Annotated in this window: 19 protein-coding genes and 2 rRNA genes; 14 read left to right on the forward strand and 7 right to left on the reverse strand. The window is 38.5% G+C overall.

Annotated elements, in window-relative coordinates; genetic code table 11:
• Window positions 1-72: 72 nt before the first annotated feature.
• Window positions 73-1,452 (reverse strand): DNA repair protein RadA, encoded by a 1,380-nt coding sequence (gene radA / locus A9G10_RS12345; RefSeq protein ID WP_065559806.1) that lies wholly within the window; start codon window positions 1,450-1,452, stop codon window positions 73-75.
• A 9-nt stretch (window positions 1,453-1,461) separates the two neighbouring features.
• On the reverse strand, window positions 1,462-2,436 hold the full coding sequence (gene serB, locus A9G10_RS12350) for a phosphoserine phosphatase (RefSeq protein ID WP_065559807.1): 975 nt from the start codon (window positions 2,434-2,436) through the stop codon (window positions 1,462-1,464).
• A 154-nt stretch (window positions 2,437-2,590) separates the two neighbouring features.
• Here serB and A9G10_RS12355 point away from each other — a divergent pair, with 154 nt between their 5' ends.
• The gene (locus tag A9G10_RS12355; protein ID WP_065559808.1) at window positions 2,591-3,118 is read left to right on the forward strand and encodes an NAD(P)H-dependent oxidoreductase; all 528 of its coding nucleotides are present in this window, start codon (window positions 2,591-2,593) and stop codon (window positions 3,116-3,118) included.
• 54 nt (window positions 3,119-3,172) lie between these two features.
• Here the strand turns inward: A9G10_RS12355 and rsmB are convergent, their stop codons facing one another.
• The 3 genes from rsmB to A9G10_RS12850 all read right to left on the reverse strand — a co-directional run bounded on the left by rsmB (window position 3,173) and on the right by A9G10_RS12850 (window position 6,748).
• The gene (rsmB, locus tag A9G10_RS12360; protein WP_065559809.1) at window positions 3,173-4,465 is read right to left on the reverse strand and encodes a 16S rRNA (cytosine(967)-C(5))-methyltransferase RsmB; all 1,293 of its coding nucleotides are present in this window, start codon (window positions 4,463-4,465) and stop codon (window positions 3,173-3,175) included.
• A gap of 27 nt (window positions 4,466-4,492) precedes the next feature.
• A complete protein-coding gene (locus tag A9G10_RS12365; RefSeq protein ID WP_065559810.1) occupies window positions 4,493-5,836 on the reverse strand; it encodes a Na+/H+ antiporter family protein in 1,344 nt (447 codons plus the stop codon).
• Between the two features lie 738 nt (window positions 5,837-6,574).
• Window positions 6,575-6,748, reverse strand: a complete 174-nt coding sequence (locus A9G10_RS12850; protein ID WP_179855839.1) for a hypothetical protein — start codon at window positions 6,746-6,748, stop codon at window positions 6,575-6,577.
• Between the two features lie 164 nt (window positions 6,749-6,912).
• Here A9G10_RS12850 and A9G10_RS12855 point away from each other — a divergent pair, with 164 nt between their 5' ends.
• From A9G10_RS12855 to A9G10_RS12425, 13 genes are all read left to right on the forward strand, one after another.
• Window positions 6,913-7,062: a hypothetical protein gene (locus tag A9G10_RS12855; protein WP_179855840.1), complete on the forward strand. Its 150-nt coding sequence runs from the start codon at window positions 6,913-6,915 to the stop codon at window positions 7,060-7,062.
• Window positions 7,063-7,109: 47 nt separating this feature from the next.
• Complete coding sequence (locus A9G10_RS12370) at window positions 7,110-7,982, forward strand: shikimate dehydrogenase (protein WP_065559811.1); 873 nt, start codon at window positions 7,110-7,112, stop codon at window positions 7,980-7,982.
• A 134-nt stretch (window positions 7,983-8,116) separates the two neighbouring features.
• Complete coding sequence (aroD, locus tag A9G10_RS12375; RefSeq protein ID WP_065559812.1) at window positions 8,117-8,881, forward strand: type I 3-dehydroquinate dehydratase; 765 nt, start codon at window positions 8,117-8,119, stop codon at window positions 8,879-8,881.
• Between the two features lie 113 nt (window positions 8,882-8,994).
• On the forward strand, window positions 8,995-9,204 hold the full coding sequence (locus tag A9G10_RS12380) for a hypothetical protein (RefSeq protein WP_065559813.1): 210 nt from the start codon (window positions 8,995-8,997) through the stop codon (window positions 9,202-9,204).
• 235 nt (window positions 9,205-9,439) lie between these two features.
• Complete coding sequence (gene plsB, locus A9G10_RS12385; protein ID WP_065559814.1) at window positions 9,440-11,857, forward strand: glycerol-3-phosphate 1-O-acyltransferase PlsB; 2,418 nt, start codon at window positions 9,440-9,442, stop codon at window positions 11,855-11,857.
• Between the two features lie 373 nt (window positions 11,858-12,230).
• A complete protein-coding gene (gene fdnG, locus A9G10_RS12390; RefSeq protein ID WP_081299212.1) occupies window positions 12,231-15,299 on the forward strand; it encodes a formate dehydrogenase-N subunit alpha in 3,069 nt (1,022 codons plus the stop codon).
• A gap of 15 nt (window positions 15,300-15,314) precedes the next feature.
• Entirely contained in the window at window positions 15,315-16,289 is a 975-nt protein-coding gene (gene fdxH / locus A9G10_RS12395) for a formate dehydrogenase subunit beta (protein WP_081299213.1), read from the forward strand.
• The gene (locus A9G10_RS12400) at window positions 16,282-16,980 is read left to right on the forward strand and encodes a formate dehydrogenase subunit gamma (protein ID WP_065559815.1); all 699 of its coding nucleotides are present in this window, start codon (window positions 16,282-16,284) and stop codon (window positions 16,978-16,980) included. Before fdxH ends, A9G10_RS12400 begins: the two co-directional genes overlap by 8 nt.
• A gap of 103 nt (window positions 16,981-17,083) precedes the next feature.
• Entirely contained in the window at window positions 17,084-17,992 is a 909-nt protein-coding gene (gene fdhE / locus A9G10_RS12405) for a formate dehydrogenase accessory protein FdhE (RefSeq protein WP_065559816.1), read from the forward strand.
• A 281-nt stretch (window positions 17,993-18,273) separates the two neighbouring features.
• Entirely contained in the window at window positions 18,274-19,233 is a 960-nt protein-coding gene (locus tag A9G10_RS12410) for an ABC transporter substrate-binding protein (RefSeq protein ID WP_065559817.1), read from the forward strand.
• 292 nt (window positions 19,234-19,525) lie between these two features.
• Window positions 19,526-20,500 (forward strand): ABC transporter substrate-binding protein, encoded by a 975-nt coding sequence (locus A9G10_RS12415; RefSeq protein WP_065559818.1) that lies wholly within the window; start codon window positions 19,526-19,528, stop codon window positions 20,498-20,500.
• A gap of 58 nt (window positions 20,501-20,558) precedes the next feature.
• Window positions 20,559-21,512, forward strand: coding sequence for an ABC transporter permease (locus A9G10_RS12420; protein ID WP_065559819.1), 954 nt, complete (start codon window positions 20,559-20,561; stop codon window positions 21,510-21,512).
• Entirely contained in the window at window positions 21,505-22,299 is a 795-nt protein-coding gene (locus A9G10_RS12425) for an ABC transporter ATP-binding protein (protein ID WP_065559820.1), read from the forward strand. The genes A9G10_RS12420 and A9G10_RS12425 overlap by 8 nt, the downstream gene beginning before the upstream one ends.
• Window positions 22,300-23,043: 744 nt before the next feature.
• Here the strand turns inward: A9G10_RS12425 and rrf are convergent.
• Window positions 23,044-23,159: ribosomal RNA gene (gene rrf, locus A9G10_RS12430) — 5S ribosomal RNA — on the reverse strand.
• A 153-nt stretch (window positions 23,160-23,312) separates the two neighbouring features.
• Window positions 23,313-25,893 (reverse strand): 23S ribosomal RNA (locus A9G10_RS12435); the annotation flags it as partial.

A 25,893-nucleotide genomic window follows, 5' to 3' on the forward strand; every position in this document is an offset into this window, starting at 1 on the left:
AACATAGCTTATTGAACTGTTATTTTGCCGACAAAAAATGCCGGCAAAATAACAGATGCATCAACCAATTAGTTATAAATCATTCAAAATATCTAAAGCTTCAGAAACTTTTTTGACACCAAAAACTTGCATATTTTCAGGTCTCTTTTTCGGCATATTGGCAATAGGTACTATCGCTTTTTTAAAGCCATGTTTTGCCGCTTCAGAAATCCGCTCTTGACCACTTGGCACAGGACGAATCTCGCCACCTAAGCCAATCTCGCCAAAAATAACCACATCTTGTGGCAGTGGACGATTTCGAAAGCTTGATACTAAGGCGGCAATCAATGCTAAATCGGCACTGGTTTCTGTAACTTTTACACCACCGACGACATTAACGAAAATGTCTTGGTCAGCCATTTGTAATCCACCATGCCGATGCAAGACAGCCAGTAAAAGGGCTAATCGATTCTGATCAAGCCCCACTGTCACGCGCCTTGGATTACCGTACATTGAATGGTCTACCAGCGCTTGAATCTCAACCAATAATGGACGTGTCCCTTCCCATAACACCATCACCGAGCTACCGGGTAGCATTTCATCCCCACGACTTAAAAAAATCGCTGATGGATTACTGACTTCTTTCAATCCTTGCTCGGTCATCGCAAAAACGCCTAATTCATTCACGGCACCAAACCGGTTTTTATGGCTACGCAACGTCCTAAATCTGGAATCCGCATCACCATCTAATAAAATTGAACAATCGATACAGTGCTCAAGGACTTTTGGACCGGCAAGTGACCCATCTTTCGTGACATGTCCAACCATAATAATGGCTATGCCTTTGGTTTTAGCAAAACGAGTTAAATAAGCAGCGGTTTCACGAACTTGAGCGACACTCCCCGGCGATGATTGAATATCAGCAAGATGCATAACTTGAATGGAATCAATAACCATGAGTTTAGGTTGTGATTGTTCAGCCAGCAAACAGATCTGCTCAATACTGGTTTCTGACAGCATATTTATATTGTCGGTAGTTAGTCCTAAGCGATGAGCACGCATAGCCACTTGCTGTAATGACTCTTCACCCGTTACATAAAGGGTGTTCATTTGCGTTGAAAGCTTACTCATGGTTTGTAATAACAGGGTACTTTTACCGGCACCCGGATTACCCCCAATTAAAATAGCGCTGCCCGGAACAACACCACCCCCTAACACTCGGTCAAATTCGGAAAAGCCAGTGGAGAATCTTGGCAGTGCTTCCAAACTGATCTCAGACAGTTTTTGAATTTTTGCCTGCCCAACGCCACTACCGGCATAACCGGTTAACCGATCATTGCGAGATGATGAACTTGCCAGCCTAACTTCGGTAATGGTATTCCAAGCATGACATGCACTACATTGACCTTGCCAACGAGGATAATCTGCACCACAATCATTACAAACAAAAGCACGTTTAACGGTTTTTGCCAACTTGATCTCCTAACCTTCACTTAATAAACTGGTCGATAAGATACACCATAATCCAGTTAAATCTGCATAATTAATGCTAATTCGTGCCTTTTCAACCACTTTTGGTTTACCATGATAAGCCACACCGAGCCCAGCAATTCGAATCATCATTAAATCATTCGCGCCATCACCAATAGCAACGGTTTGTTCAATGGGAATATCTAACGATGCTGCTAAATTCTGTAACGTTCGAGCTTTAAATTTGGCATCGACTATTTGACCTGTCACTTTACCCGTTAATTTATCATTTTTGATTTCTAACTCATTTGCATAAGCATCGACCAATTTTAATTTTTGTTTCAAATGGTCGGCAAAATAGGTAAATCCCCCTGATGCGATAGCGACATACCAATTTCTTTTTTGTAATTCCTTAACTAGATAAGTCAGTCCCGATGTCAATGGTAATTCATTTTTTACTTGCTGTAAGAGTTCTTGAGGAGCCCCTTTCAAGGTTGCAACTCGCTTACGTAAGCTGGTTGCAAAGTCTAACTCGCCCCGCATAGCTTGCTCAGTGACAGCCGCGACTTGATGCCCAACACCATATAATTTGGCAAGTTCATCGATGCATTCAATTTTAATCGCCGTGGAATCCATATCCATAACAAGCAACCCCGGAGAATGTAAGCTTGGTAAATTATCAATAGGTGATACATCAATACCTAATGCTAGGGAAATAGATTTTGCCTTTTTAGGCATAACGCCAGCAATACGGACAATTTGGTAAGTTTTAATTTTCCAAGAAGAAACTATTACCATTGGCATCGCCAACTGATTTTGGAATTTTGACAATATCGTTTTATTTAATTTTTTACCATAGATGATCCAACCCGTTTTACCTGCATTATAGTCAAGCGGAACCACTTCACAACCATTCAAAGATAATGGTAAACCTTGCCAGTATTGAATATTTTCGGGGAGATCACTATAGGGGAGAGTATAAGCCATTACAAATATCTTTATAACACAAAATAAACTGAGAATTTACCACATCTACTAAAAATTGTCCAAGTGAGCAATAATTATCCTATAATTTAATTTTATACTAGTATATAGTATTGAATAACGTGCATTTTATTAACTAAAAGGAAAGGAAATTACTATGACATTAATGATTTTAGGCCATCCCAATATGGCGCAATCCATTGCTAACAAAACAATTATTGAGACATTACAGCAAACTGTTACTGATCTTGAAATCCGAAATATACATCAACTTTACCCTAATTATCAAATCGATGTAGAACAAGAACAAGCCGCGTTATTAAGGCATGATCTTATTATTCTTCAATATCCTATGTATTGGTTTAATATGCCAGCTATATTAAAGTTATGGTTTGATGAAGTGTTGACTTACCAATTTGCTTATGGCTCACAAGGTGATAAATTAAAAGGTAAAAAGTTATTGCAGAGTTTAACAATAGGGCAAAAAAGTTACCAAGAATACGGTGAAAATTTAATTGACCACTTTCTTGAATCAGTAAAATTTTCGTCTCTGTATATACAAATGGAATATCTTCCACCGGCATTATTATATGGTGTATCACCATTTGATGATAAAACAGAAATAAAAACCAAAGCGTTACAACATGGACAGCAATTAGCTGAATTGATAAAAAGTTACTGTTAATGACAAAATGTGATGATATAGCGTGAGGCAGACATCATCACATTATACTTTCTGTTAGCTATGTTTGGTTAATACCGCATAAAAAAAACCATCACCGCCGTTATCGGTAGGTAAAAACTGTTTAACCTCGCCTTGCAATTTTGCATCACTATTTTCTTGTAAAAAACGCTCAATTTGCAATCTATTCTCATCTGGTAGAATAGAACAAGTCGCATAGACTAAAGTACCACCTGTTTTTAAATAGGGCCAAATATTGGTTAAGATCGCATGTTGTAACTCAGTGAGTTGGGCTATATCACTATCTCGACGTAACCATTTTATATCTGGATGACGCCGAATAACGCCCGTAGCTGAACAAGGAGCATCAAGTAAAATCCGGTCAAATTGACGCCCTGCGCACCATTTTTCTGGCGTTAACCCATCGCCGACTTTCACTTCAGCACATTGTTTTAAACGCGTTAAATTATCATTAATCCGTTTAGCACGACTCGCATCAACATCAACCGCTAATACTTGAGCATTTGGGGCGACTTCTAAAATATGCGTAGTTTTACCGCCAGGTGCGGCACACATATCTAAAATTTGCTCGTCATTTTGCGGGGCAAGTAGATAAGCAGCATATTGCGCAGATAAATCTTGTACGGTTACCGCACCTTCAGAAAAATAAGGCAATTTGGCCACATTAACGGGTTGTAATAACCTAATCGCAGAAGGTATAGCTGTACAAGCTTGTGATTCAATGCCTGCTTTGGTAAGCAGTTGTTGGTACTCACTCACTGAATAGTGATTGAGATTGACTCGTAACCACATCGGAGGTTTTTGATTATTAGTCGCTACAATTGCTTGCCACTGCTGTGGATAAGCTTGCTTAAGACGCGTTAGTAACCACGTCGGATGAAGCGTTCGGGCGGTGTCTTGTTTACTGTCTTGTGTGAATTGGTTTGTTAAAACAGCTTGTTGACGTAAAAATTCCCGCAACACACCATTAATTAACCCTTTGAGAGCGATTTTTTTTAATTCTTTAACCGCGTTAACTGTTTCTCCTACTGCTGCATGCTCCGGAATACGGGTATAGAGAACTTGGTAAACACCCACTAACAATAAATAGTGTAAAATTCTATTTTTACCGGTAAGCACTTTGTTCATCAAGCTATGAATATAGAAATTCAGTTCAGGTAATACCCGCATTACCCCGAAACAGATTTCTTGAACTAATGCTTTATCTTTATCGGTAATTTTAGGATTTAAAGTCATCAATGCAGAACTGAGCGATTGCCCTTCTTCCAACACATTAAAAATAGCCTGAGCACAAACCGCTCGGATATTTTGATATAACTTGTTATTCATAAGCAATGACAGCCATTATTGATGTTATTACAGAATTAACGACCCAACCCAACCCGCAATAAATAAAGGGATATTAAAATGGGTGAATGTTGGAATAACACTATCACGAATATGATCATGCTGACCATCACTATTAAGCCCAGCCGACGTTGCCAAAATGGTATCAGAAGGCGGGGAACCCGCATCACCAATCGCCCCAGAAGCACCAATTAAACAAACGGTTGCAATAGGTGAAAAACCAAGCTGCATACAAAGTGGGACATAGATTGCCGCAATAATTGGCACCGTCGAGAATGACGAACCGATACCTAACGTGATCACCAATCCGACTAACATCATCATAAATGAAGCAATAACTTTATTACCTGCGAATAAAGCAGCACTATTAACAACTAACGGTTCAATATCATTTGTTTGTTTTAGCACTTCGGCAAAGCCTTGAGCAGAAATCATAACAAAACCAATCATGGCCATCATTTTAATGCCATCGGTAAAAACGCCGTCTGCTTCACCCCATTTAATGGTTCCCGAAACAATAAAGCAAATAAAACCAATTAGCGCCCCTAAAATCATTGAACCTGTATAAAGTTGGATAGCAAAAGAGAGAACAATCGCCAATAAAGACACAATAAGCGAACGCTTATTCACACTATTTACCGTTTCTAAATTTGTCTCTTCACGAATAATTTTATATTCTCTTGGTTTACGGTAACTGACAAAAATTGCCCAAAGTAGCCCAACAAACATCCCTAACGCCGGTATCGCCATAGCATGCATCACATTAACATGACTGACATCCATGCCGGATGCGGTGATATTTTTTAATAAAATTTGATTTAAAAAGATATTACCAAAACCAACCGGTAAGAACATATAAGGCGTAATTAGCCCAAATGTCATAATACAGGCAATCATTCGTCGATCTAATTGCAATCGTGACATCACATATAATAGTGGTGGGATTAACAGTGGAATAAAAGCAATATGGATAGGTATGATATTTTGTGAAGAAATACTCACCAACGCAATAATAATAATTAATAACCATTTTATGCGTTTTTTAGCACTGCTTGTTGTCAGCTGTTTAACCGCTTTATCAGCTAATAATTCTGGCAATCCCGATTTTGAAATTGCAACCGCAAAAGCGCCAAGCATAGCATAAGAAAGCGCTATATTTGCACCATTGCTAATACCTGTATTGAATGCATCAATTGTTTGTTTTAACGTTAAATGGCTAAATAAGCCACCAACAAAGGCACCAATAATTAAGCTAATTACCACATGAACACGGCAAAGAGATAAAATTAACATACAAATTACCGCAATAACCACAGCGTTTATTGACGATAAAAGCTCAAAAACTGTATTCATAGATATATTCTCTTAAATAAACAAAGTTAATTATTTTAGTGGATGACTATAGAAAGTGCAATTGATAGTAGATGCTGACTTTTAACCATGATTATTCTAAAAATAGATGACGTCTAAGTGGATTTTGAGTGACACATTAAAATAAAAAGCAAAATCAATACATTGCTCAATAAACTACCCATATTTTTTATAACTGTCTGATTAATTTTTTATTGATAAAGATCTCATTTTCATAAAAATCCTTTTTTTATCCTTGCTAATTACAGAATAAATGGCCATTTTAAATAATAGATATTTTTAATAGAAATAATTATATTTATAGAAATATAATAATAAATCATAATGTGGCTTATTTAAAAATTACACTAATTTTATGCTTTAGATGAATTAAATTTTTAATTAAGGAGAAAGATATATTTAACCGTCCAATTGGATTGGCAGCGTTAACTGTCTTAGATGTTTCACCTGCTAACCAAGTCCTTGTTGCATAAGAAGCGGGCTGTGCTTATGTCGGTTTGAGGCTTATACTGGCTACACCCACTGAGCCGGTGTAGGCGACTGTCGGCGATACGCCATTGGTTCGAGAAATTGAACGCCGTTAAAAAGAGGCTGGAATTAAAGTTTTAGATATAGAAATCTTTCGTTTAAAACCCGATACCCGTGTCATTAACTTTTTACCCGTGCTTGAAACAGGCGCAAGATTAGATGCCAGTCAGGTACGGCGGGTAACGAGCCCGATCATAATCGACTAGCCGATAATTTTGCCCAGCTTTGTGACATTGCCGCTCCCCTTAACATTACCATTAATATCGAGCCAATACCATGGACGAACATTTCTGGCGTCAATGCTGGTGTTGAACTGTTAAAAAAGCGAATCAAAACAATCAAGGTATGATAATTGATCCCTTGCATTTTGATCGAGGTCCAAATACCCTTGAAGATTTGAAAAAAGTACCTAAAGATTGTTGGCGTTATAGGCAACTGTGTGATGGTACAAAAAACCTAAAGACACAGAAGAACTACTTTATCAAGCCCCTAACTATCGCTTATCGCTGGGGGATGGTGGTATTGACCTTGTGTCTTTGTTGAAAGCTTTATCTGAAATGCCGATTTCAATTGAATGTTGTAATGACGAATTAGCTTTATATAAATCACCAATTGAACGCGCTAAAATGTATATTGAAAATACACGTGCATTATTAAAACGTGTTGCTGAACAATCTTAATTGTTAACGCTTTGTTAAAAAATAAGGCGTGTAGTGGAGAATTTTTAATGAGAAATAATATCGACGGTCATTATTTATTGATTGGTTTAATGGCTTATCCAATACGTCATAGTTTATCACCGCAAATGCAAAACACCATTTATTCAAAACTAAATATCCCTTATGTTTATTTAGCTTTTGAAGTTGATCAAGAAAAATTACCCGATGCAATAAAAGGTCTTCGTGCCTTAGGTTTGCGAGGTAGTGCAGTATCGATGCCCAATAAACAATTGGTTTGCCAATATCTTGACAAGTTAACACCGGCAGTTGAAATGAGTGGGGCTTGCAATACAATTTCGAATGATAATGGCATATTAACTGGTTATAACACCGACGGCATTGGCTATATGCGCATGTTGAAAGAAGCAGGTATTAATGCCATAGGTAAAAAAATGACGATTCTTGGTGCTGGCGGTGCAGCAACAGCCATTGTAGTACAAGCTGCGCTTGATGGCGTGAAAGAGATCGCTATCTTCAATCAGAAAGATGACTGCTATGCAAAAATTGAAGCAATTGCAAAAAAATTAAATGAAAACACACCATGTAAAGTCAGTGTGATCGATCTTGCAGATAAAGAGCAACTCCGTCAAGCCATTGCCACCAGTGAAGTACTCTGTAACGCTACAGGTGTTGGAATGAAACCATTAGAAGGGCAAAGTTTAATTACCGATCCAACGATGTTAAGACCAGATCTTGTCGTAACAGACTGTATTTATAGCCCACGTAAGACCAAATTGCTTGAAATCGCAGAACAGCAAGGTTGCAAAACCTTAAATGGAATTGGCATGATGCTTTGGCAAGGTGCGGCGCAAATCAAAATTTGGACGGGTGAAGATGCACCTATTGAGTATGTAAAAGAAAAAATGGGATTTAATGATTAGTCGATAAGTAATCTTTTTACCTAATAATCCAATTAAAAATAAATTATCAGATTATTTTATGTTATTGTCTGATTTGAATCACACAATTTAAGATTAATCATTATGAATATAATCTTTTACCAACAGGATATAAAATGAAAACAGTTACGACCAAAAATCTAGTTATAGGATCGGGTGTGCCGAAAATTATTGTCCCAATCGTGGGGAAAACTGAAACTGAACTGCTTGATGAAGTCACATTTTTACAATCGATAGATTTTGACGTTTTGGAGTGGCGAGTGGATCACTTTACCCAAGTTGATAATATTGATGCAGTGAAAACGGTTGCTAAAAAAATCGCAACCTTATTACCGAGCAAACCTATTTTATTTACCTTTCGTACCGCTAATGAAGGTGGAGTAAAACCGTGGCCATTAACCGCTTATCTTGAATTAAACAAAGAAATAGCTAAGAGTGGACTGGTCGACCTGATCGATGTTGAAGTCTTTATTGGCGATCAATATGTAAAAGAAATTATTAATGTAGCGCATCAACATAATGTATTGGTTGTCACATCCAACCATGACTTTGAAAAGACACCCGCTAAAAGCGATATCATTTCACGATTATGCAAAATGCAAGATTTAGGTGCTGATATTCCCAAAATTGCGGTTATGCCACAGACCACAGATGACGTCCTTACCTTATTAGCTGCAACCACAGAAATGAATGAAAAATATGCAACCAGACCCATCATTACCATGTCAATGGCAGGATTGGGGGCAATTAGCCGAGTGGCAGGAACAACATTTGGTTCAGCAATGACATTTGGAGCAGCTAAAAATGCCTCAGCACCGGGGCAATTAGATGTCAAACAGTTACGTTATATTTTAGATGTCCTGTATCAAAGTAAACAGTAGTTTAAATATTTGGTACTTACTTTGACATCAAGATTTAATCAAGCACAAAGATATGCTAAGAAAGTATAAATAAAAGTTATCAAGTTTAATAATATGAGCTTTATGAACCAAAGTTGGTTAGGATTAAAAATGATGTTTGTGTCATCACAGGTGCAATTGGTGTCATGGGCTCCGAAATTTGCCGTGAATTTACCAAACAAAAAGCGAATATTGTACTCATCCATAGCATGCGTGAAGGACGAGATGTTATTACCCTGATTCAACGATTGGAAAGGATAAAAAACAAAGAGATTCGTGGAGTTGATATCAATAAACCTTTATAATGCTTTCAACTATCGTTATAAATAGCGTTATTTAACTCAAACTATATCGACGAAAGATTGTGCAAATTAGCTAACGTTTAAATGATAACAAGTATATACTTAATGTTTTCTCTCTTATTTAAATAATAAGAGATATTCATTATTATGATTTTAATAATAATTTCTGTATTAGCTTGATTAAGTATATTTCATTATTTAAGCCTATAATTAGCAAAATACGATGAGGTTTATTTTTATGTTTTCGTGGTGGACTAAAGTTTCTTTTTCACTAATCCAAATCCCAATTAAATTATTTGTTAAAAGTAAACCTATACCAGCAGATCCTATTTCTGAATTAGGTCTTGATATCGATAAACCTATACTATATGTTTTGCCCTATAATTCTAAGATTGATCTTATGGTTGTTCGTTCTTTATGTTCAAAGTTCGGCTTGCCTGATCCGCTAGAAGGCATCGATATTAATGGTAATATGGTTCCTGCTTATATTTTTATTGATAAAGGTCCGGGTATTTTTGCCTCTAATAAGCAAAAAACAAAAACGATTGAAATTTTAAGAGAATATATTTCTGCTCATCAAGAAAATCCCGACTTGGATATTCAAATGTTACCGGTTTCGGTGATGTTTGGGCGTAGTCCAGATAAAGAAGGCAAAAAAAGCCCTTCTCTACAAGTACTAGGTGCAACTTATAAATTATACAAAATTATTGTTTCAGGTCGAGATTGCTATACCCGTTTTTCAAGAACCGTGTCATTAAAAGATATCGAAATCAATAATCAACAAAATATTTCAGTCTTAGCTCATAAACTTGCTCGTGTTGCACGTATTCATTTTACCAAACAAAGAATGGCGTCAGTTGGTCCTAAACTGCCTGTTCGGCAACAAATGCTGAATAAATTATTAACTAATCCTGGCCTTTCTGATGCAATTCAAGAAGAAGCCAAAAGTAAAAATATTAGTCTTGATAAAGCGAAAAAAAATGCACTGGCAATGTTAAACGAAATTGCCGCTAATTTTTCTTATCGAATGCTAAGAATTACCGATATTGTTTTAACTTGGGCATGGAACAGACTTTACCAAGGTTTAAAAGTAACCAATGCCGATCCCGTTCGAGAACTGGCGCAAAATGGACATGAAATTGTTTATGCACCGTGTCACCGCAGTCACATGGATTATCTTTTATTATCTTATGTTCTTTATCGACAAGGATTAGTACCACCTCATATTGCTGCTGGTATCAACTTGAACTTCTGGCCTGCTGGTCCGATTTTTAGACGACTAGGCGCCTTCTTTATTCGTCGTTCGTTTAGAGGTAATAAACTTTATACTTCCGTTTTTCGTGAATATTTAGCTGAATTATTTATTCGAGGCTATGCTGTTGAATATTTTATCGAAGGTGGGCGTTCACGTACCGGTAGATTGCTCGATCCGAAAACAGGCATGCTCATGATGACCATCCAAACGTTATTGCGTGGCGATGCAAGACCTATCACCGTTGTGCCGGTTTATATTGGTTATGAACACGTTTTAGAAGTGGCAACTTATGCCAATGAATTACGCGGAGCAAAAAAAGAAAAAGAGAGTTTATGGCGTACGCTAAAAGCCTTTTTAAAATTAAAAAAATTAGGTTTAGGCTATGTTAATTTTGGTCAACCTATCCCACTCAACCAATTTTTAAATCAACAAATACCTGAATGGCGTGATGCAATTGAACCAACTGGCACCGCTCGCCCAAATTGGTTGACACCCACTACCAATGCGCTGGCAAAACAGATCATGGAGCGTATCAATGCCTCAGCAGCTATTAACGCCATGAATTTATGTTGCTCTATCTTATTGGCTGCGGATCAACGGGCATTAACTAAAGTTAAACTTATAGAACATATTAATTACCTTCTTACCTTACTAAAAAATATTCCTTATTCTGATTTGATAACGATTCCCGATCAAAGCGCGGATGAACTATTTGAACATGCTAAACAAATGGGTAAATTTGTTATCACAACCGATGAGGCTGGCGAAATTGTCGGTTTAACCACTGAACAAGCGGTTTTAATGACTTATTATCGTAATAATATTCAACATTTGCTGATCATTCCTGCAATCGTTGCCAGAATTCTTGTGAAGAATAATCGCATCTCCTCAGAAGCGGTTTTAGAACAGGTAAAATTGCTTTTCCCATTAATTAAATCTGAACTGTTTTTATATCATAATGAAGCGCAGTTAGTTGAATATGTAAACCAAATCATTACCACCTATTGTGACTTAAATTTAATTAGTTGTACGTCAGATAAATTAGTGCTCAATTATGCAAAAATATCTAGTTTACAATTAATTGCTTCATCATCAAAAGATACCTTACAACGTTATGTGATTGCTTTTTCGCTTTTGCAAAAAGATCCTTCAATTAGTCGAGCTAATTTAGAAAAAGAAGGTCGATTAATCGCGGAAAGATTATCGGTATTACATGGAATTAATGCGCCAGAATTTTTTGATAAAGGGGTCTTTTCAACACTGGTTGCTTCACTAAGAGAACAAGGTTATTTGGATGATCAAGATAGTACCAGTTTTCAAAAAATTGAAAACATGAATAACATCTTAAAACCCCTCATTACTAATCGAGTCTTACAAACAATTGAGGAAATTAATCCTTAATCACGAGTTGGTATAGATAGAGTTTGCCCCTTTATCAGTGGCAAGCTCTATCTATATTGTTGGATATAGCAAAATCCACTATGCCAATCGATTCACTTGATAGCGCGTATATTGATAATAATTTTAAGTTTTGTTAGGATGAGCTTTACGCAATTATTGCAAAGTGCTATTAACAATTTTAGATAAAATTTAATAAAAATTATCGGATCTTTTCTTCCGATTTTTTGATCAAAGTCAAACTTTAACTATTGATACCTGTTTTTTCCTTTATTTCCAATTAATAAACGATTATTATGAATTATTATCCGATAGGGATATTAGTACCTAACAATATTATAAATTAAAATGTAATGTCAGCTTTTAAGGAGTTCATATGCTATTTAACCGTAGACAGTTCTTTAAGATCTGCGCTGGTGGCATGGCAGGAACAACAGTTGCCACGCTTGGACTTGCTCCCAATGTGGCGCTCGCACAAACTCGCCAATTCAAATTATTAAAATCGAAAGAAACCCGCAATAACTGTACCTACTGTTCGGTTGGCTGTGGAATGTTACTTTATAGCCGAGGAGATGGGGCTAAAAATGCCGAATCTTCCATTTTTCATGTAGAAGGCGATCCGGATCATCCGGTAAGTCGTGGTTCACTATGCCCAAAAGGTGCTGGGGTACTAGACTATATCAAAAGCGAACAACGTGTTAAATATCCCGAATATCGTGCTCCTGGCTCTGATCAATGGCAACGTATCAGTTGGGATGAAGCGATTGATCGCATTGCTCGATTGATGAAAGAAGACCGAGATAAAAACTTTATCGAAAAAAATGAACAAGGTACAACCGTGAATCGCTGGACATCAACCGGTTGGTTGGTCACTTCAGCTGCGAGTAATGAAACGGGTTGGTTAGCGTTCAAAATAGCTCGCTCATTAGGTATGCTAAGTCTTGAAACCCAAGCAAGGGTTTGTCATGGCCCGTCGGTATCTAGTCTTGCAGCAACGTATGGACGTGGTGCGATGACAAATAACTGGAATGACATTAAAAATGCCAATGTCGTCATCGTTATGGGTGGAAATGCTGCTGAAGCTCATCCGGTTGGTTTTAAGTGGGCGATTGAAGCTAAAATCACAAATGGCGCTGAACTCATCGCTATTGATCCTCGTTTTCACCGCACGGCTTCAGTTGCAGATAAATATGTTCCGATTCGTGCAGGTTCAGATATTGCATTCTTACTAGGTATTATTAATTATCTCATTACCCATAACGAAGTTAATTTTGAATATTTAGTCACACACAGTAACGCTAGTTTAATTGTGAGTGATGACTTTAATTTTGATGAAAATAGTGGTTTATTTAGTGGTTATGATGCCGATAATCGCCAATACGATCAAGCTAGTTGGACATATCAAAAAGATGAAAAAGGTTATGCGCTTCGAGATAAAACACTCAGTCATCCACGCTGTGTATGGAATCTGTTAAAACAACATGTTAGTCGATATACTCCAGAAATGGTAAACAAAGTCACTGGAAGCCCGATAGACGGATTTTTACATGTTTGTCGCTCTCTTGCCAGCACGAAAACCAATGACCGAGCAGCAACATTTTTATATGCCTTAGGCTGGACTCAGCATACTTATGGCACCCAAATTATTCGTACTGCTGCAATGATTCAACTTATTTTAGGTAATGTGGGTGTCATGGGTGGGGGAATTAATGCCTTACGTGGACACTCGAATATCCAAGGTTTAACCGATGTCGGACTCTTATCCAATCGTTTACCTGCATATTTGGATTTACCTAAAGACTCGCAAGTTTCGCTTGAACAGTATCTGGATGAAAAAACGCCTAAACCGTTGGGCGCCAATGAGGTGAACTTCTGGGGTAACTATGCTAAATTCTTCATCAGCTTTATGAAAGCGATGTATGGTGATAAAGCGACTAAAGACAATCAGTGGGGATTTGATTGGTTACCTAAATGGGATAAGACTTACGATATATTACGCTTTAGTAAAATGATGCGTGACGGTCAAGCCAATGGTTTTATTTGTCAAGGATTCAATCCACTTGCTGCCTTACCCGATAAAAATAGTATTCGTGAAGGATTATCTAAACTCAAATTCTTGGTAAACATTGATCCTTTGCCCACTGAAACGGCCGAATTTTGGAAAAATCATGGTGAGTCAAACGATGTCGATTCAAGCAAAATTCAAACCGAAGTCTTTCGATTACCAACTAACTGTTTCGCTGAAGAAAACGGAACAATTGTCAATTCATCTCGTTTATTGCAATGGCATTGGGCAGCAGCAAAGCCCCCTTATGAATCGCTATATGATCCAGAAATCATTTCACGTATCTTTCTAAGAATCAAAGAACTTTATGCTGAAGAAGGCGGTGCTTATCATGAACCGATTAAAAATCTTTCTTGGGATTACCAAGATCCAGAAGGACCAGCAGCAGAAGAGTTAGCCCAAGAGTGTAATGGTCGTGCTCTCGCTGACCTTACGGATACCAACGGTAATGTGATTCTGAAAAAAGGCCAATTATTAAGTGGTTTTTCTCAGCTTAAAGATGATGGTACCACCTCTTCAGGTATCTGGATATTCTGTGGTTCGTGGACTGAACAAGGCAATTTAATGGCAAGGCGTGATCCAACAGATCCATCTGGTAAAGGTATCCATGCAGGTTGGGCATGGTCATGGCCAATGAATCGACGTGTACTCTATAATCGGGCATCGGCAGATGAACACGGCAATCCATGGGATCCAAACCGTGTATTGATAAAATGGAATGGTTCTCATTGGGATGGCAATGATGTCGCTGACTTTACCGCTACCTTGTCTCCAAGTTCTGGTGCAGGCGCCTTTATTATGAATAACGATGGTTTAGGTGGATTATTCTGCTTAAATCGTCTGGTTGATGGGCCCTTCCCTGAGCATTACGAACCATTTGAAACGCCAATTACAAATAATCCGTTGCATCCAGAACAAATCAATAATCCGGTTGCTCGAGCATTTAAAGAAGATTTAGCGCGTTTAGGTTCAGCAGATGAATTTCCTTATGTGGGAACAACATACAGTATTACAGAACATTTCCACTTTTGGACACAACACGCAAGATTGGCCTCAATTACGCAACCAGAACAATTTATCGAACTAAGCGAAAATCTTGCCAATAAAAAAGGAATCAAATTAGGCGACACCGTTAAAGTGACTTCGTATCGAGGCTATATAAAAGCTAAAGCGGTTGTAACTAAACGCTTACCTACGTTAACGGTAGACGGTAAAGAGATCGAAACCATTGGAATCCCAATTGTTTGGGGATTCACTGGACAAACTAAGAAAGGATTTTTGGTCAATGAATTAACCCCTCATTTAGGTGATGCAAATTCTCAAACGCCAGAATATAAATCATTCTTAGTTAACATCGAAAAAGTTACCACCGTGGCATAGGCAGGAGGATTAATTATGTCATTACAAACTCAAGATATTATTCGTCGTTCTGCAACTAATGATTTAACGCCTGCGCCGCGAGCACGTGATTATCAACAAGAGGTGGCCAAATTAATTGATGTCACCACCTGTATTGGTTGTAAAGCGTGCCAAGTCGCCTGTAGCGAATGGAATGACCTGCGAGCCGAAGTTGGCAATACGTTCGGTGTTTACGATAATCCGGCTGATTTGGAGCCTAAAGCATGGACGGTAATGCGCTATTCTGAAGTTGAAATTAACGGAAAATTTGAATGGCTAATTCGCAAAGATGGGTGTATGCACTGTTCTGAGCCTGGCTGTTTAAAATCGTGCCCTTCTGAAGGTGCTATCATTCAATATGCTAACGGAATCGTCGATTTTCAGTCAGAACATTGTATTGGTTGTGGCTATTGTGTAGCAGGTTGCCCGTTTAACATCCCTCGTATCAGTAACGAAGACAATCGAGCCTATAAATGTACTTTATGTGTTGATCGTGTTTCGGTTGGACAAGAGCCGGCTTGCGTTAAAACCTGCCCGACTGGTGCTATTCATTTCGGGACTAAACAAGATATGATTCGACATGCTGAGCACCGAATAGCAGATTTAAAAAAACGGGGGTTTGAACATGCAGGGCTTTATAACCCTCAGGCGGTCAATGGAACGCATGTCATGTATGTATTACATCACGCTGATCAACCCGATCTGTATCATGGTTTGCCAGATGAACCCCATATCAGTGAACTGGTTAGATTCTGGAAAGGCCCTTGGAAACCACTTTCAGCTGCCGCCTTTATTGCTACTTTTGGTGGATTACTTTTCCATTACATGGGCGTCGGTGCAATTGAAGTAGACGAAGAAGATATCGAACAGGAAAAACAAGCGGATAAACAAGCAAGAAAACGATTAGGATTACCTATTTTTGGTCGTAAAAATAGTGCCGACATACCACAAAAGGAGGAACATCATGAATAAAAAAGGAATGATTCTTAGAACACCACTTATTGTACGTTTTTGCCATTGGTGTATGGTGTGTCTTTTCATTTTAACGGCATTATCTGGTTTATCGTTATTTTTTCCATCCATTAAACTATTTGGGCTTGTTCTTGGAACCCCTCAACTGGTTAGAGCGTTACATCCCCTAATTGGGTGCATCGTCTTTATACTGTTGATGTTTATGTTTGTAAAACTTGCTCATCATAATATCCCTAATAAAAATGATCTGTTATGGATCAAGAATTTTAAACACGTCATCATGGGCAAAGAAGAAGGTATCCCCATTGGCAAATATAATGTTGGTCAGAAATTTTTATTTTGGTGTATCATGAGTTTAATTACTGTGTTATTCGTAACCGGTATGATTATGTGGCGAAGATATGTTTCAGATTATTTTTCAATTGAAATTGTTCGTATTGCAATCTTTTTCCACTCGTTCGCAGCTATTTGCTTAATTTTACTCGCTATTGGCCATGCTTATATGGCTATCTGGGTTAAAGGTTCAATTAAAGGGATGATTACAGGATATGTATCTCGAGCTTGGGCTCGAAAAAACCACTCTTCATGGTATGAAGAAGAAATGCAAAAAATCTATCAACAGGAACTGGAAGCAGATAAACCTTTAGATCTGAAGCAAACAACAAAAGTCGAACAAAAAACAGCTTTATAGTTGTTTCTAAAATATATCTATTGTATCCGCTGATACCCATCAGCGGAATTATCTCAATCACTAAATCGATTATGGATAAAATAATCATGAATGGTAACCAATAATGAGTATAAAAATCATCCCACAAGCTCAACTTGAAGAACAAAATATCAATTCCGTTATCAGACAAATCCCATTACTTTTTTATCCTTCACCAACAACGCTCTATTTGCATCGAGCTAACAGGCTAAAAGAATTAGCAAAAAATAGTCCTTTTAGTGATTATCTCTGTTTTTGTGCTCAATTAGTGCAAGCGCAAGCAGACTTAGTTAGCCAAAAACCGCTAAATAAAAGGCTAATCGAGCCATTAAATAATGATTTACCACCACTAAGTATAGAAAACGATACATTACCCCATTCCTGGCAGGATTATTTAAAGGCATTATTACAATCATCATCAAATTTAACCGATCAAATTTCACTCGTGATTGAACAACTGGATAAAAACAGTATTGAGCAATTACAAAAGAAAGCTTTGCATTTACTTAAAGGCGAATTTCACGCAGTTGATGGCAATGAAGCCGTATTTATTTGGTCTGCACTCTCTGTCTACTATAGTCAACTAGCTAGCCAAATCAAAGGTAAAGCGGTATCCGAAAATAGTGACAAAAATTGGTTATGTCCTGTTTGTAATAGCATGCCGGTTGCTAGCGTCATTCAATTGGGTGGTCATAATGGACTACGTTATTTACATTGTAGTTTATGTGAAAGTGAATGGTATGTGCCAAGAGTGAAATGTACCAACTGTGATAACATGAAAAATATTGAATATTTTTCGTTAGACAGTGAATTATCAGCCACTAAAACAGAATGTTGTGATGCTTGCCACAGCTATTTAAAAATCTTTGATCAGGATAAAGATCCGCATATTGAAGTTGTTGCTGATGATATTGCATCTTTAATACTTGATATCAAAACCGAAGAAGAAGGTTTTGCAAAAAGTGGTATCAATCCCTTTGTATTTGCGCAATAAGAATTTAGCTTCTAATAAATTTAGAATTAACCTTGAATAGGTAACTGAACAATATTAGTAGCTATTTTTAGCTTTCTTTCATGAAAAGCAGGATAAAAAAACCAATAATCTGATTATTATATTCTTAATTCGCTTGAAATTTTAGCGTATTTTTATATTAATCAGATAATGCCTCATCCTTTTAAAAAAATAAGAATGACAAAAAAGTCCAATTACACCTTAACATTTTGGTTGAATCAGTTTAGAATAATACTATTGTACTAGTTTGCGAGTTTATTTTTATGAAACGCTTTTTTTTATTCAGTTGTTTGATGTTAATTACCCCTTTTGTGTGTATAGCCAATACGGTAAAAAGTGTTGCTATAACAGCTATTGTTGAACATCCATCACTAGATCAAATCCGAGATGGTGTAAAAGATGAATTAACAAGCAGTGGTTATCTATTAAATGAAAATCTAACGGTTAAGTACAAAAGCGCCCAAGGCAGTAGCGCGACTGCAGCACAAATTGCCAGACAATTTATTGCCGATAAACCCGATGTTATCGTCGCCATTGCCACACCAAGTGCACAAGCAACAGCCGCAGTAACGAAAAAAATCCCACTCGTATTTGCAGGAATTACCGATCCCATTGCCGCAAAACTAGTTAAAAATTGGGAACCAACCAATACCAATATTACGGGTGTATCTGATTTTCAAGAGATTGGTCCTCAAATCGATTTTATGAAAAAAATTGTCCCAAATGTAAAATCGGTAGGATACATCTACAGTCCAAGCGAAATCAATTCCACTGTGGTAATGAAAAATTTGAAAGCACAACTTGCAGAACAAAATATTTCATTGGTTGCAGTGCCCGCACAACGAACTGCGGATATTTCCACTGCGGCAAATTCATTAAAAGGCAAAGTTGACTTGATTTATACAACAACCGATAACAATGTTGTATCTGCCTATGAATCATTAGTAAAATTTGCTAACGAAAACAAAATTCCTTTGTTAGCATCTTTTCCTGATGCTATTGAAAGAGGCGCCGTTGCGGCTTATGGTATGAGTTATTATGATGTTGGCCGTCAATCTGGCAAACTTGTTGTTCGCATTTTAAATGGAGAAAAACCCGGCAGTATTGCGCCAGAAATTGGACAAGCATTACGATTGGTTATCAATATTGAAGCCGCGAAAAAACAAGGCGCAACATTATCGCCAGAAGTTATTCAGTCCGCTTATAAAGTCATTGGTGAATAACATAATCCCATTTTATGCTTTGCTGAATCAATCAGCAGAGCATACCCCTATTATCAACAGAACTCGCTTACTCTCGAACGAATGATTATTTTTCGTTTTTTTAATCTATAAAAGAAGCAAAATATACCCAATTTTTGTCGATTAAAAGTGCTTTACAAGCACTAATCATAACAGATTGTAATTAAAAATTTACAGCTAAATAAGGTGATATTCCTAGAAAATTATTTAAATATGATTTATAGTAAACACATATTTATCTAAGTTGTAAAAAAATTATTACAAAGGTACCTATATGCGTAATCGTATTTGTAAACTTATTATGCTACTCAGTTTATCAACCCTTACTTTTTCATCATTTGCTGATATAGCAAAGGAACAAAAGTATGTTGCTATAACCGCCATTGTTGAACATCCTGCATTAGATAATGTTCGAAGAGGGGTGGAAGATGAATTAAAAGATAATGGTTATATCAACGGTGAAAACTTAAAATTACAGTATGCCAGTGCTCAAGGCAGTAGTGCTAATGCTGTTCAAATCGCTAAACAATTTGCTGCCAATAAACCCGATGTGATTGTCGGAATCGCAACACCTAGCTCACAAGCTTTATTAGCGACGACTAAACGTATTCCAATCATTTTCACTGCTGTAACAGATCCCGTTGCTGCAAGGTTAACCCCTAGTTGGGAAGCGTCAAAAACCAATGTAACCGGTGTTTCTGATGCACTACCATTAGATGCGCAAATAGATATGATGTTAAAAATTAAACCAGATGCAAAAAACATTGGTTATGTCTATAGCCCTAGCGAAGTCAATTCAACTATTGTGCTTAAACAATTACAATCCGCACTGGAAAAACGTGGTATGCAAATTATCGCAGCTCCAGCTCAACGTACTTCAGATATTTCTACAGCGGCAAGAAGTTTAAAAGGTAAAGTTGATCTGATTTATACCACTACCGATAATAATGTCGTTTCGGCTTACGAGTCTTTAGCAAAAATCGCTAATGAAAGTAAAATACCTTTGTTAGCCTCCGATCCTGACTCAGCTGAACGAGGAGCCATCGCGGCATTGGGAATGAGTTATTATGATTTAGGACGCCAAGCTGGTAAAATCGTTATCCGCATTCTTAATGGCGAAAAGCCAGGCGATATTCCACCACAAATAGGTAGCATTACACAGCTAACAATCAATAAAAAAGCAGCTGAGCGACAAGGCGTCATATTATCTGAAGATGTATTGAAATCAGCAACGAAGATTGTTGAATAGTTTTTTAATTTTATCACTATACCGCTAATTTTAGCGGTTAATTTTAATAGGTTTTTTCATGTCTTTTGAATTTTTAATAAGCTCACTGGGAATTGGACTTATTTACGCCATTGTAAGCTTAGGTGTTTTTATTTCTTTCCGTTTACTCGATTTTCCGGATCTAACAGCCGATGCTAGCTTTCCGTTAGGTGGCGCGGTGTGTGGTTTATGTATTTATATTGGTATTGATCCTTGGATTGCCACACTTTTAGGTATGTTTGCGGGTTGTATCGCCGGCAGTTTGACTGGATTGCTTTATGTTAAGCTCAATATTTTGCAATTATTATCCAGCATTATTGTCATGATAGGTTTGTATTCAATCAATTTAAGAATATTAGGTCTTGGACGTTATATTACCCACGAAACAACTGAATACTCAGGATCACCAAATCTCGCATTACTGGATGCGAAAACTATTTTCTCACCTTTTATTTCAGAAGACTACAGTAACCAATATTTTGTCCAATCCGTTATGGTTTGTGGCTTTGTTATCGTAGTTTGGTCACTACTACATTTATTTTTAAACACCCAAATGGGATTGGCATTGAGAGCAACCGGTACAAACCAAAGAATGGCTAGATCTCAAGGTGTCCCAACGGGTAGCATTACCATTTTAGGCATGGCTATTTCAAATGGCTTAATCGCATTAGGCGGTTCATTATTTGTCCAAATCCAAGGTAGTGCTGATATTACTATCGGTGTGGGTACAATCGTCATTGGTCTTGCTTCGATTATCATTGGTGAAAGTATCTTCCCAACAAAACGGATATGGGCAATTATGCTGGCAGTTATTCTAGGCGCAATTCTTTATCGTTTATTTATAGCTGTAGCACTAAGTAATGAGTTTTTGCACAAAATAGGTGTAGGCACAGAAGACTTAAATCTTATTACCGCAATATTGGTTGTACTTGCCCTTGTACTACCTAAGCAATTAAAAAAATACTCGAAAAAAAGAGGAAATAAATATGCTTAACGTTGAACAATTGCAATTAACCTTTAATCAAGGTACACCTATTGAAAATCATGTATTACGTGGCTTAAATTTAAATATTAAAGAAGGCGAGTTTGTTACAATTATTGGTAGTAATGGTGCAGGAAAAAGTTCTTTACTTAATATCATTAGTGGAGATTTACTCAGTGACTCAGGGCATATCATCATTAATGGCAAAGATGTAACGCGTGTTCCTGCATGGAAAAGAGCAGGAATGGTTGCCAGAGTGTTTCAAGATCCAATGGTTGGAACCTGTGAAAATTTAACCATCGAAGAAAATCTTGCTATTGCTTATAATCGTGGGCGTTGTTTTACATTACGCCCTGCATTTAATCGCAAAATTCAATCTATATTCAAGGAAAAGCTTGCGACTTTAAATTTAGGTCTCGAAAATCGTTTATCCGATATGATGGGGTTGCTTTCAGGAGGACAAAGACAAGCGATAAGTTTATTGATGTCGACCTTACAGCCATCTAAAATTTTGTTACTTGATGAACACACCGCTGCACTTGATCCTAAAACAGCTCAATTTGTTCTAGATCTGACTAATGAAATAGTGGGCAAAAACCACTTAACGACCATGATGGTAACACACTCAATGAAACAAGCTTTAGAATATGGAAACAGGACTGTAATGCTTCATCAGGGACAAGTCGTACTTGATGTTTCTGGTGAACAACGTGATAAGATGACAGTAAATGACTTATTAGCTATGTTTGAAAAAACACGTGGTGAAAAAGTTACCGATGACGCCTTACTTCTAGGTTAATATTAACAAAAAAGCAATATTCATTATCACGAGTATTGCTTTATCTTTTTGTCTTTCCAATCAAATTCTTCAGACTTTAAGCGTTAAGCTTTACCTTACTTATTAACATACAGCAGCCAAATCAATAATCACTTCTCCATATAAATGAATGAGCAATAATTGGATAACCTTAGCTAAACCTGTTTTTCTAATATTTTATCCAAAGATTTTTCCTTGGTACAATACTTTCCCAATAAACAACATAAATTTGATTCATTGTTATTATTGAGAGCGCTTTGCTAGACTATTGGCTAGATAGGTGTTAAACATTTAATGGAATTTTATAATCAACAATCTAGTCTAAATAACAGATATGTTATTAGCATCAAACAAGTTTATCACTCATTGGGCTGGTCAAATCTATTGTTTAACTATTTTCATGCAATGAAAATTGCACTACGACATGACACTGATATAACAATAGATATTTAATGGAATTTTGTAATCGACGACTTAATCTAGATAATAGACATGTTATTAACATCAAACAAACTTATTAATATTTGTAATAAGCATTAGGTAAATTCAATCTGCTGTTTGATATTATTCATGAGATACCGCATTAAATGGTTTATTAAAAGCGATTAATGAGCTCATCTCAAATCATATCCCTCTCTGTCCGTCAGTTTGATTGATTTTAATTTGTTATTCTGTAAATAGCAAAAAAGCCCAGCATCTCTGCTGGGCTCTCGCTCTTATTTAAAAGTCTGGCGGCACCCTACTCTCACATGGGTAATACCCACACTACCATCGGCACTACGGCGTTTCACTTCTGAGTTCGGCATGGGGTCAGGTGGGACCACCGCGCTATTACCGCCAGACATATCCTGTCTTCTCTTCTCTCAACTGATGTCATTATCTCATCTTTACATCAATCGCTCAATCCGGAACAAACTGTTTCTACATTCTTTAAACATCTTTCGATGATTTTCTCTTCTCTCAACTTCGCGCAATCCAAAACAACTCCGAGTTGTAAGGTTAAGACTCTCGGTTCATTAGTATCAGTTAGCTCAATGTATCACTACACTTACACACCTGACCTATCTACGTCTTAGTCTCAAACGGACCTTACTGATTCTCATCAGGGAAAACTCATCTCGAGGCTAGTTTCGTACTTAGATGCTTTCAGCACTTATCTATTCCGCACGTAGCTACCGGGCAATGCAATTGGCATCACAACCCGTACACCAGCGGTGCGTTCACTTCGGTCCTCTCGTACTAGAAGCAAACCCTCTCAATTTTCCTACGCCCATGGCAGATAGGGACCGAACTGTCTCACGACGTTCTAAACCCAGCTCGCGTACCACTTTAAACGGCGAACAGCCGTACCCTTGGGACCTACTTCAGCCCCAGGATGTGATGAGCCGACATCGAGGTGCCAAACACCGCCGTCGATATGAACTCTTGGGCGGTATCAGCCTGTTATCCCCGGAGTACCTTTTATCCGTTGAGCGATGGCCCTTCCATTCAGAACCACCGGATCACTATGACCTACTTTCGTACCTGCTCGAGCCGTCACTCTCGCAGTCAAGCTAGCTTTTGCCATTGCACTAACCTCCTGATGTCCGACCAGGATTAGCTAACCTTCGTGCTCCTCCGTTACTCTTTGGGAGGAGACCGCCCCAGTCAAACTACCCACCAGACAGTGTCCCTTACCTCGATTCAGAAGTATAGGTTAGAACATCAAACATTAAAGGGTGGTATTTCAAGGGCGACTCCACACACACTGGCGTGCATGCTTCTTAGTCTCCCACCTATCCTACACATTAAGGCTCAATGTTCACTGTCAAGCTATAGTAAAGGTTCACGGGGTCTTTCCGTCTTGCCACGGGTACACCGCATCTTCACGGCGATTTCAATTTCACTGAGTCTCGGGTGGAGACAGCCTGGCCATCATTACGCCATTCGTGCAGGTCGGAACTTACCCGACAAGGAATTTCGCTACCTTAGGACCGTTATAGTTACGGCCGCCGTTTACTGGGGCTTCGATCAAGAGCTTCTGCTTACGCATAACCCCATCAATTAACCTTCCAGCACCGGGCAGGCGTCACACCGTATACGTCCACTTTCGTGTTTGCACAGTGCTGTGTTTTTATTAAACAGTTGCAGCCAGCTGGTATCTTCGACTGACTTCACCTCCATCCGCGCGGGACTTCAATTACCATCAGCGTGCCTTCTCCCGAAGTTACGGCACCATTTTGCCTAGTTCCTTCACCCGAGTTCTCTCAAGCGCCTGAGTATTCTCTACCTGACCACCTGTGTCGGTTTCGGGTACGATTAACTATAACCTGAAGCTTAGAGGATTTTCCTGGAAGCAGGGCATCAATTACTTCACTACCTTAGTAGCTCGTCATCACGCCTCAGGGTCTCAGTGACCGGATTTGCCTAATCACACCCCTACACGCTTAACCCACCATCCAATAGGTGGTAAACCTAGCCTTCTTCGTCCCCCCATCGCAGTTATAGCCAGTACGGGAATATTAACCCGTTTCCCATCAGATACGCCCTTCGGCCTCTCCTTAGGGGTCGACTCACCCTGCCCCGATTAACGTTGGACAGGAACCCTTGGTCTTCCGGCGAGCGGGCTTTTCACCCGCTTTATCGTTACTTATGTCAGCATTCGCACTTCTGATACCTCCAGCATGCCTCACAACACACCTTCGACGGCTTACAGAACGCTCCCCTACCCAATACACTTGCGTGCACTGCCGCAGCTTCGGTGCATAGTTTTAGCCCCGTTACATCTTCCGCGCAGGCCGACTCGACTAGTGAGCTATTACGCTTTCTTTAAATGATGGCTGCTTCTAAGCCAACATCCTAGCTGTCTAAGCCTTCCCACTTCGTTTCCCACTTAACTATGACTTCGGGACCTTAGCTGGCGGTCTGGGTTGTTTCCCTCTTCACGACGAACGTTAGCACCCGCCGTGTGTCTCCCATGATTAAACTTGTCAGTATTCGGAGTTTGCATCGGGTTGGTAAGCCGGGATGGCCCCCTAGCCGAAACAGTGCTCTACCCCCAACAGTTACTCATGAGGCGCTACCTAAATAGCTTTCGGGGAGAACCAGCTATCTCCCGGTTTGATTGGCCTTTCACCCCCAGCCACAGGTCATCCGCTAATTTTTCAACATTAGTCGGTTCGGTCCTCCAGTTAGTGTTAACCAACCTTCAACCTGCCCATGGCTAGATCACCGGGTTTCGGGTCTATACCCTGCAACTTAACGCACAGTTAATACTCGGTTTCCCTTCGGCTCCCCTATTCGGTTAACCTTGCTACAGAATATAAGTCGCTGACCCATTATACAAAAGGTACGCAGTCACACATGCCTAACGACACATGCTCCCACTGATTGTACGTACACGGTTTCAGGGTCTATTTCACTCCCCTCCCGGGGTTCTTTTCGCCTTTCCCTCACGGTACTGGTTCACTATCGGTCAATCAGGAGTATTTAGCCTTGGAGGATGGTCCCCCCATCTTCAGACAGGATATCACGTGTCCCGCCCTACTCTTCAAGCTTCCACATAATACACCTTCGTGTACGGGACTTTCACCCTCT

Origin of the sequence: Gilliamella sp. wkB308, from assembly GCF_001690185.1 — a bacterium.
GTDB classification, from domain to species: domain Bacteria; phylum Pseudomonadota; class Gammaproteobacteria; order Enterobacterales; family Orbaceae; genus Gilliamella; species Gilliamella apicola_I.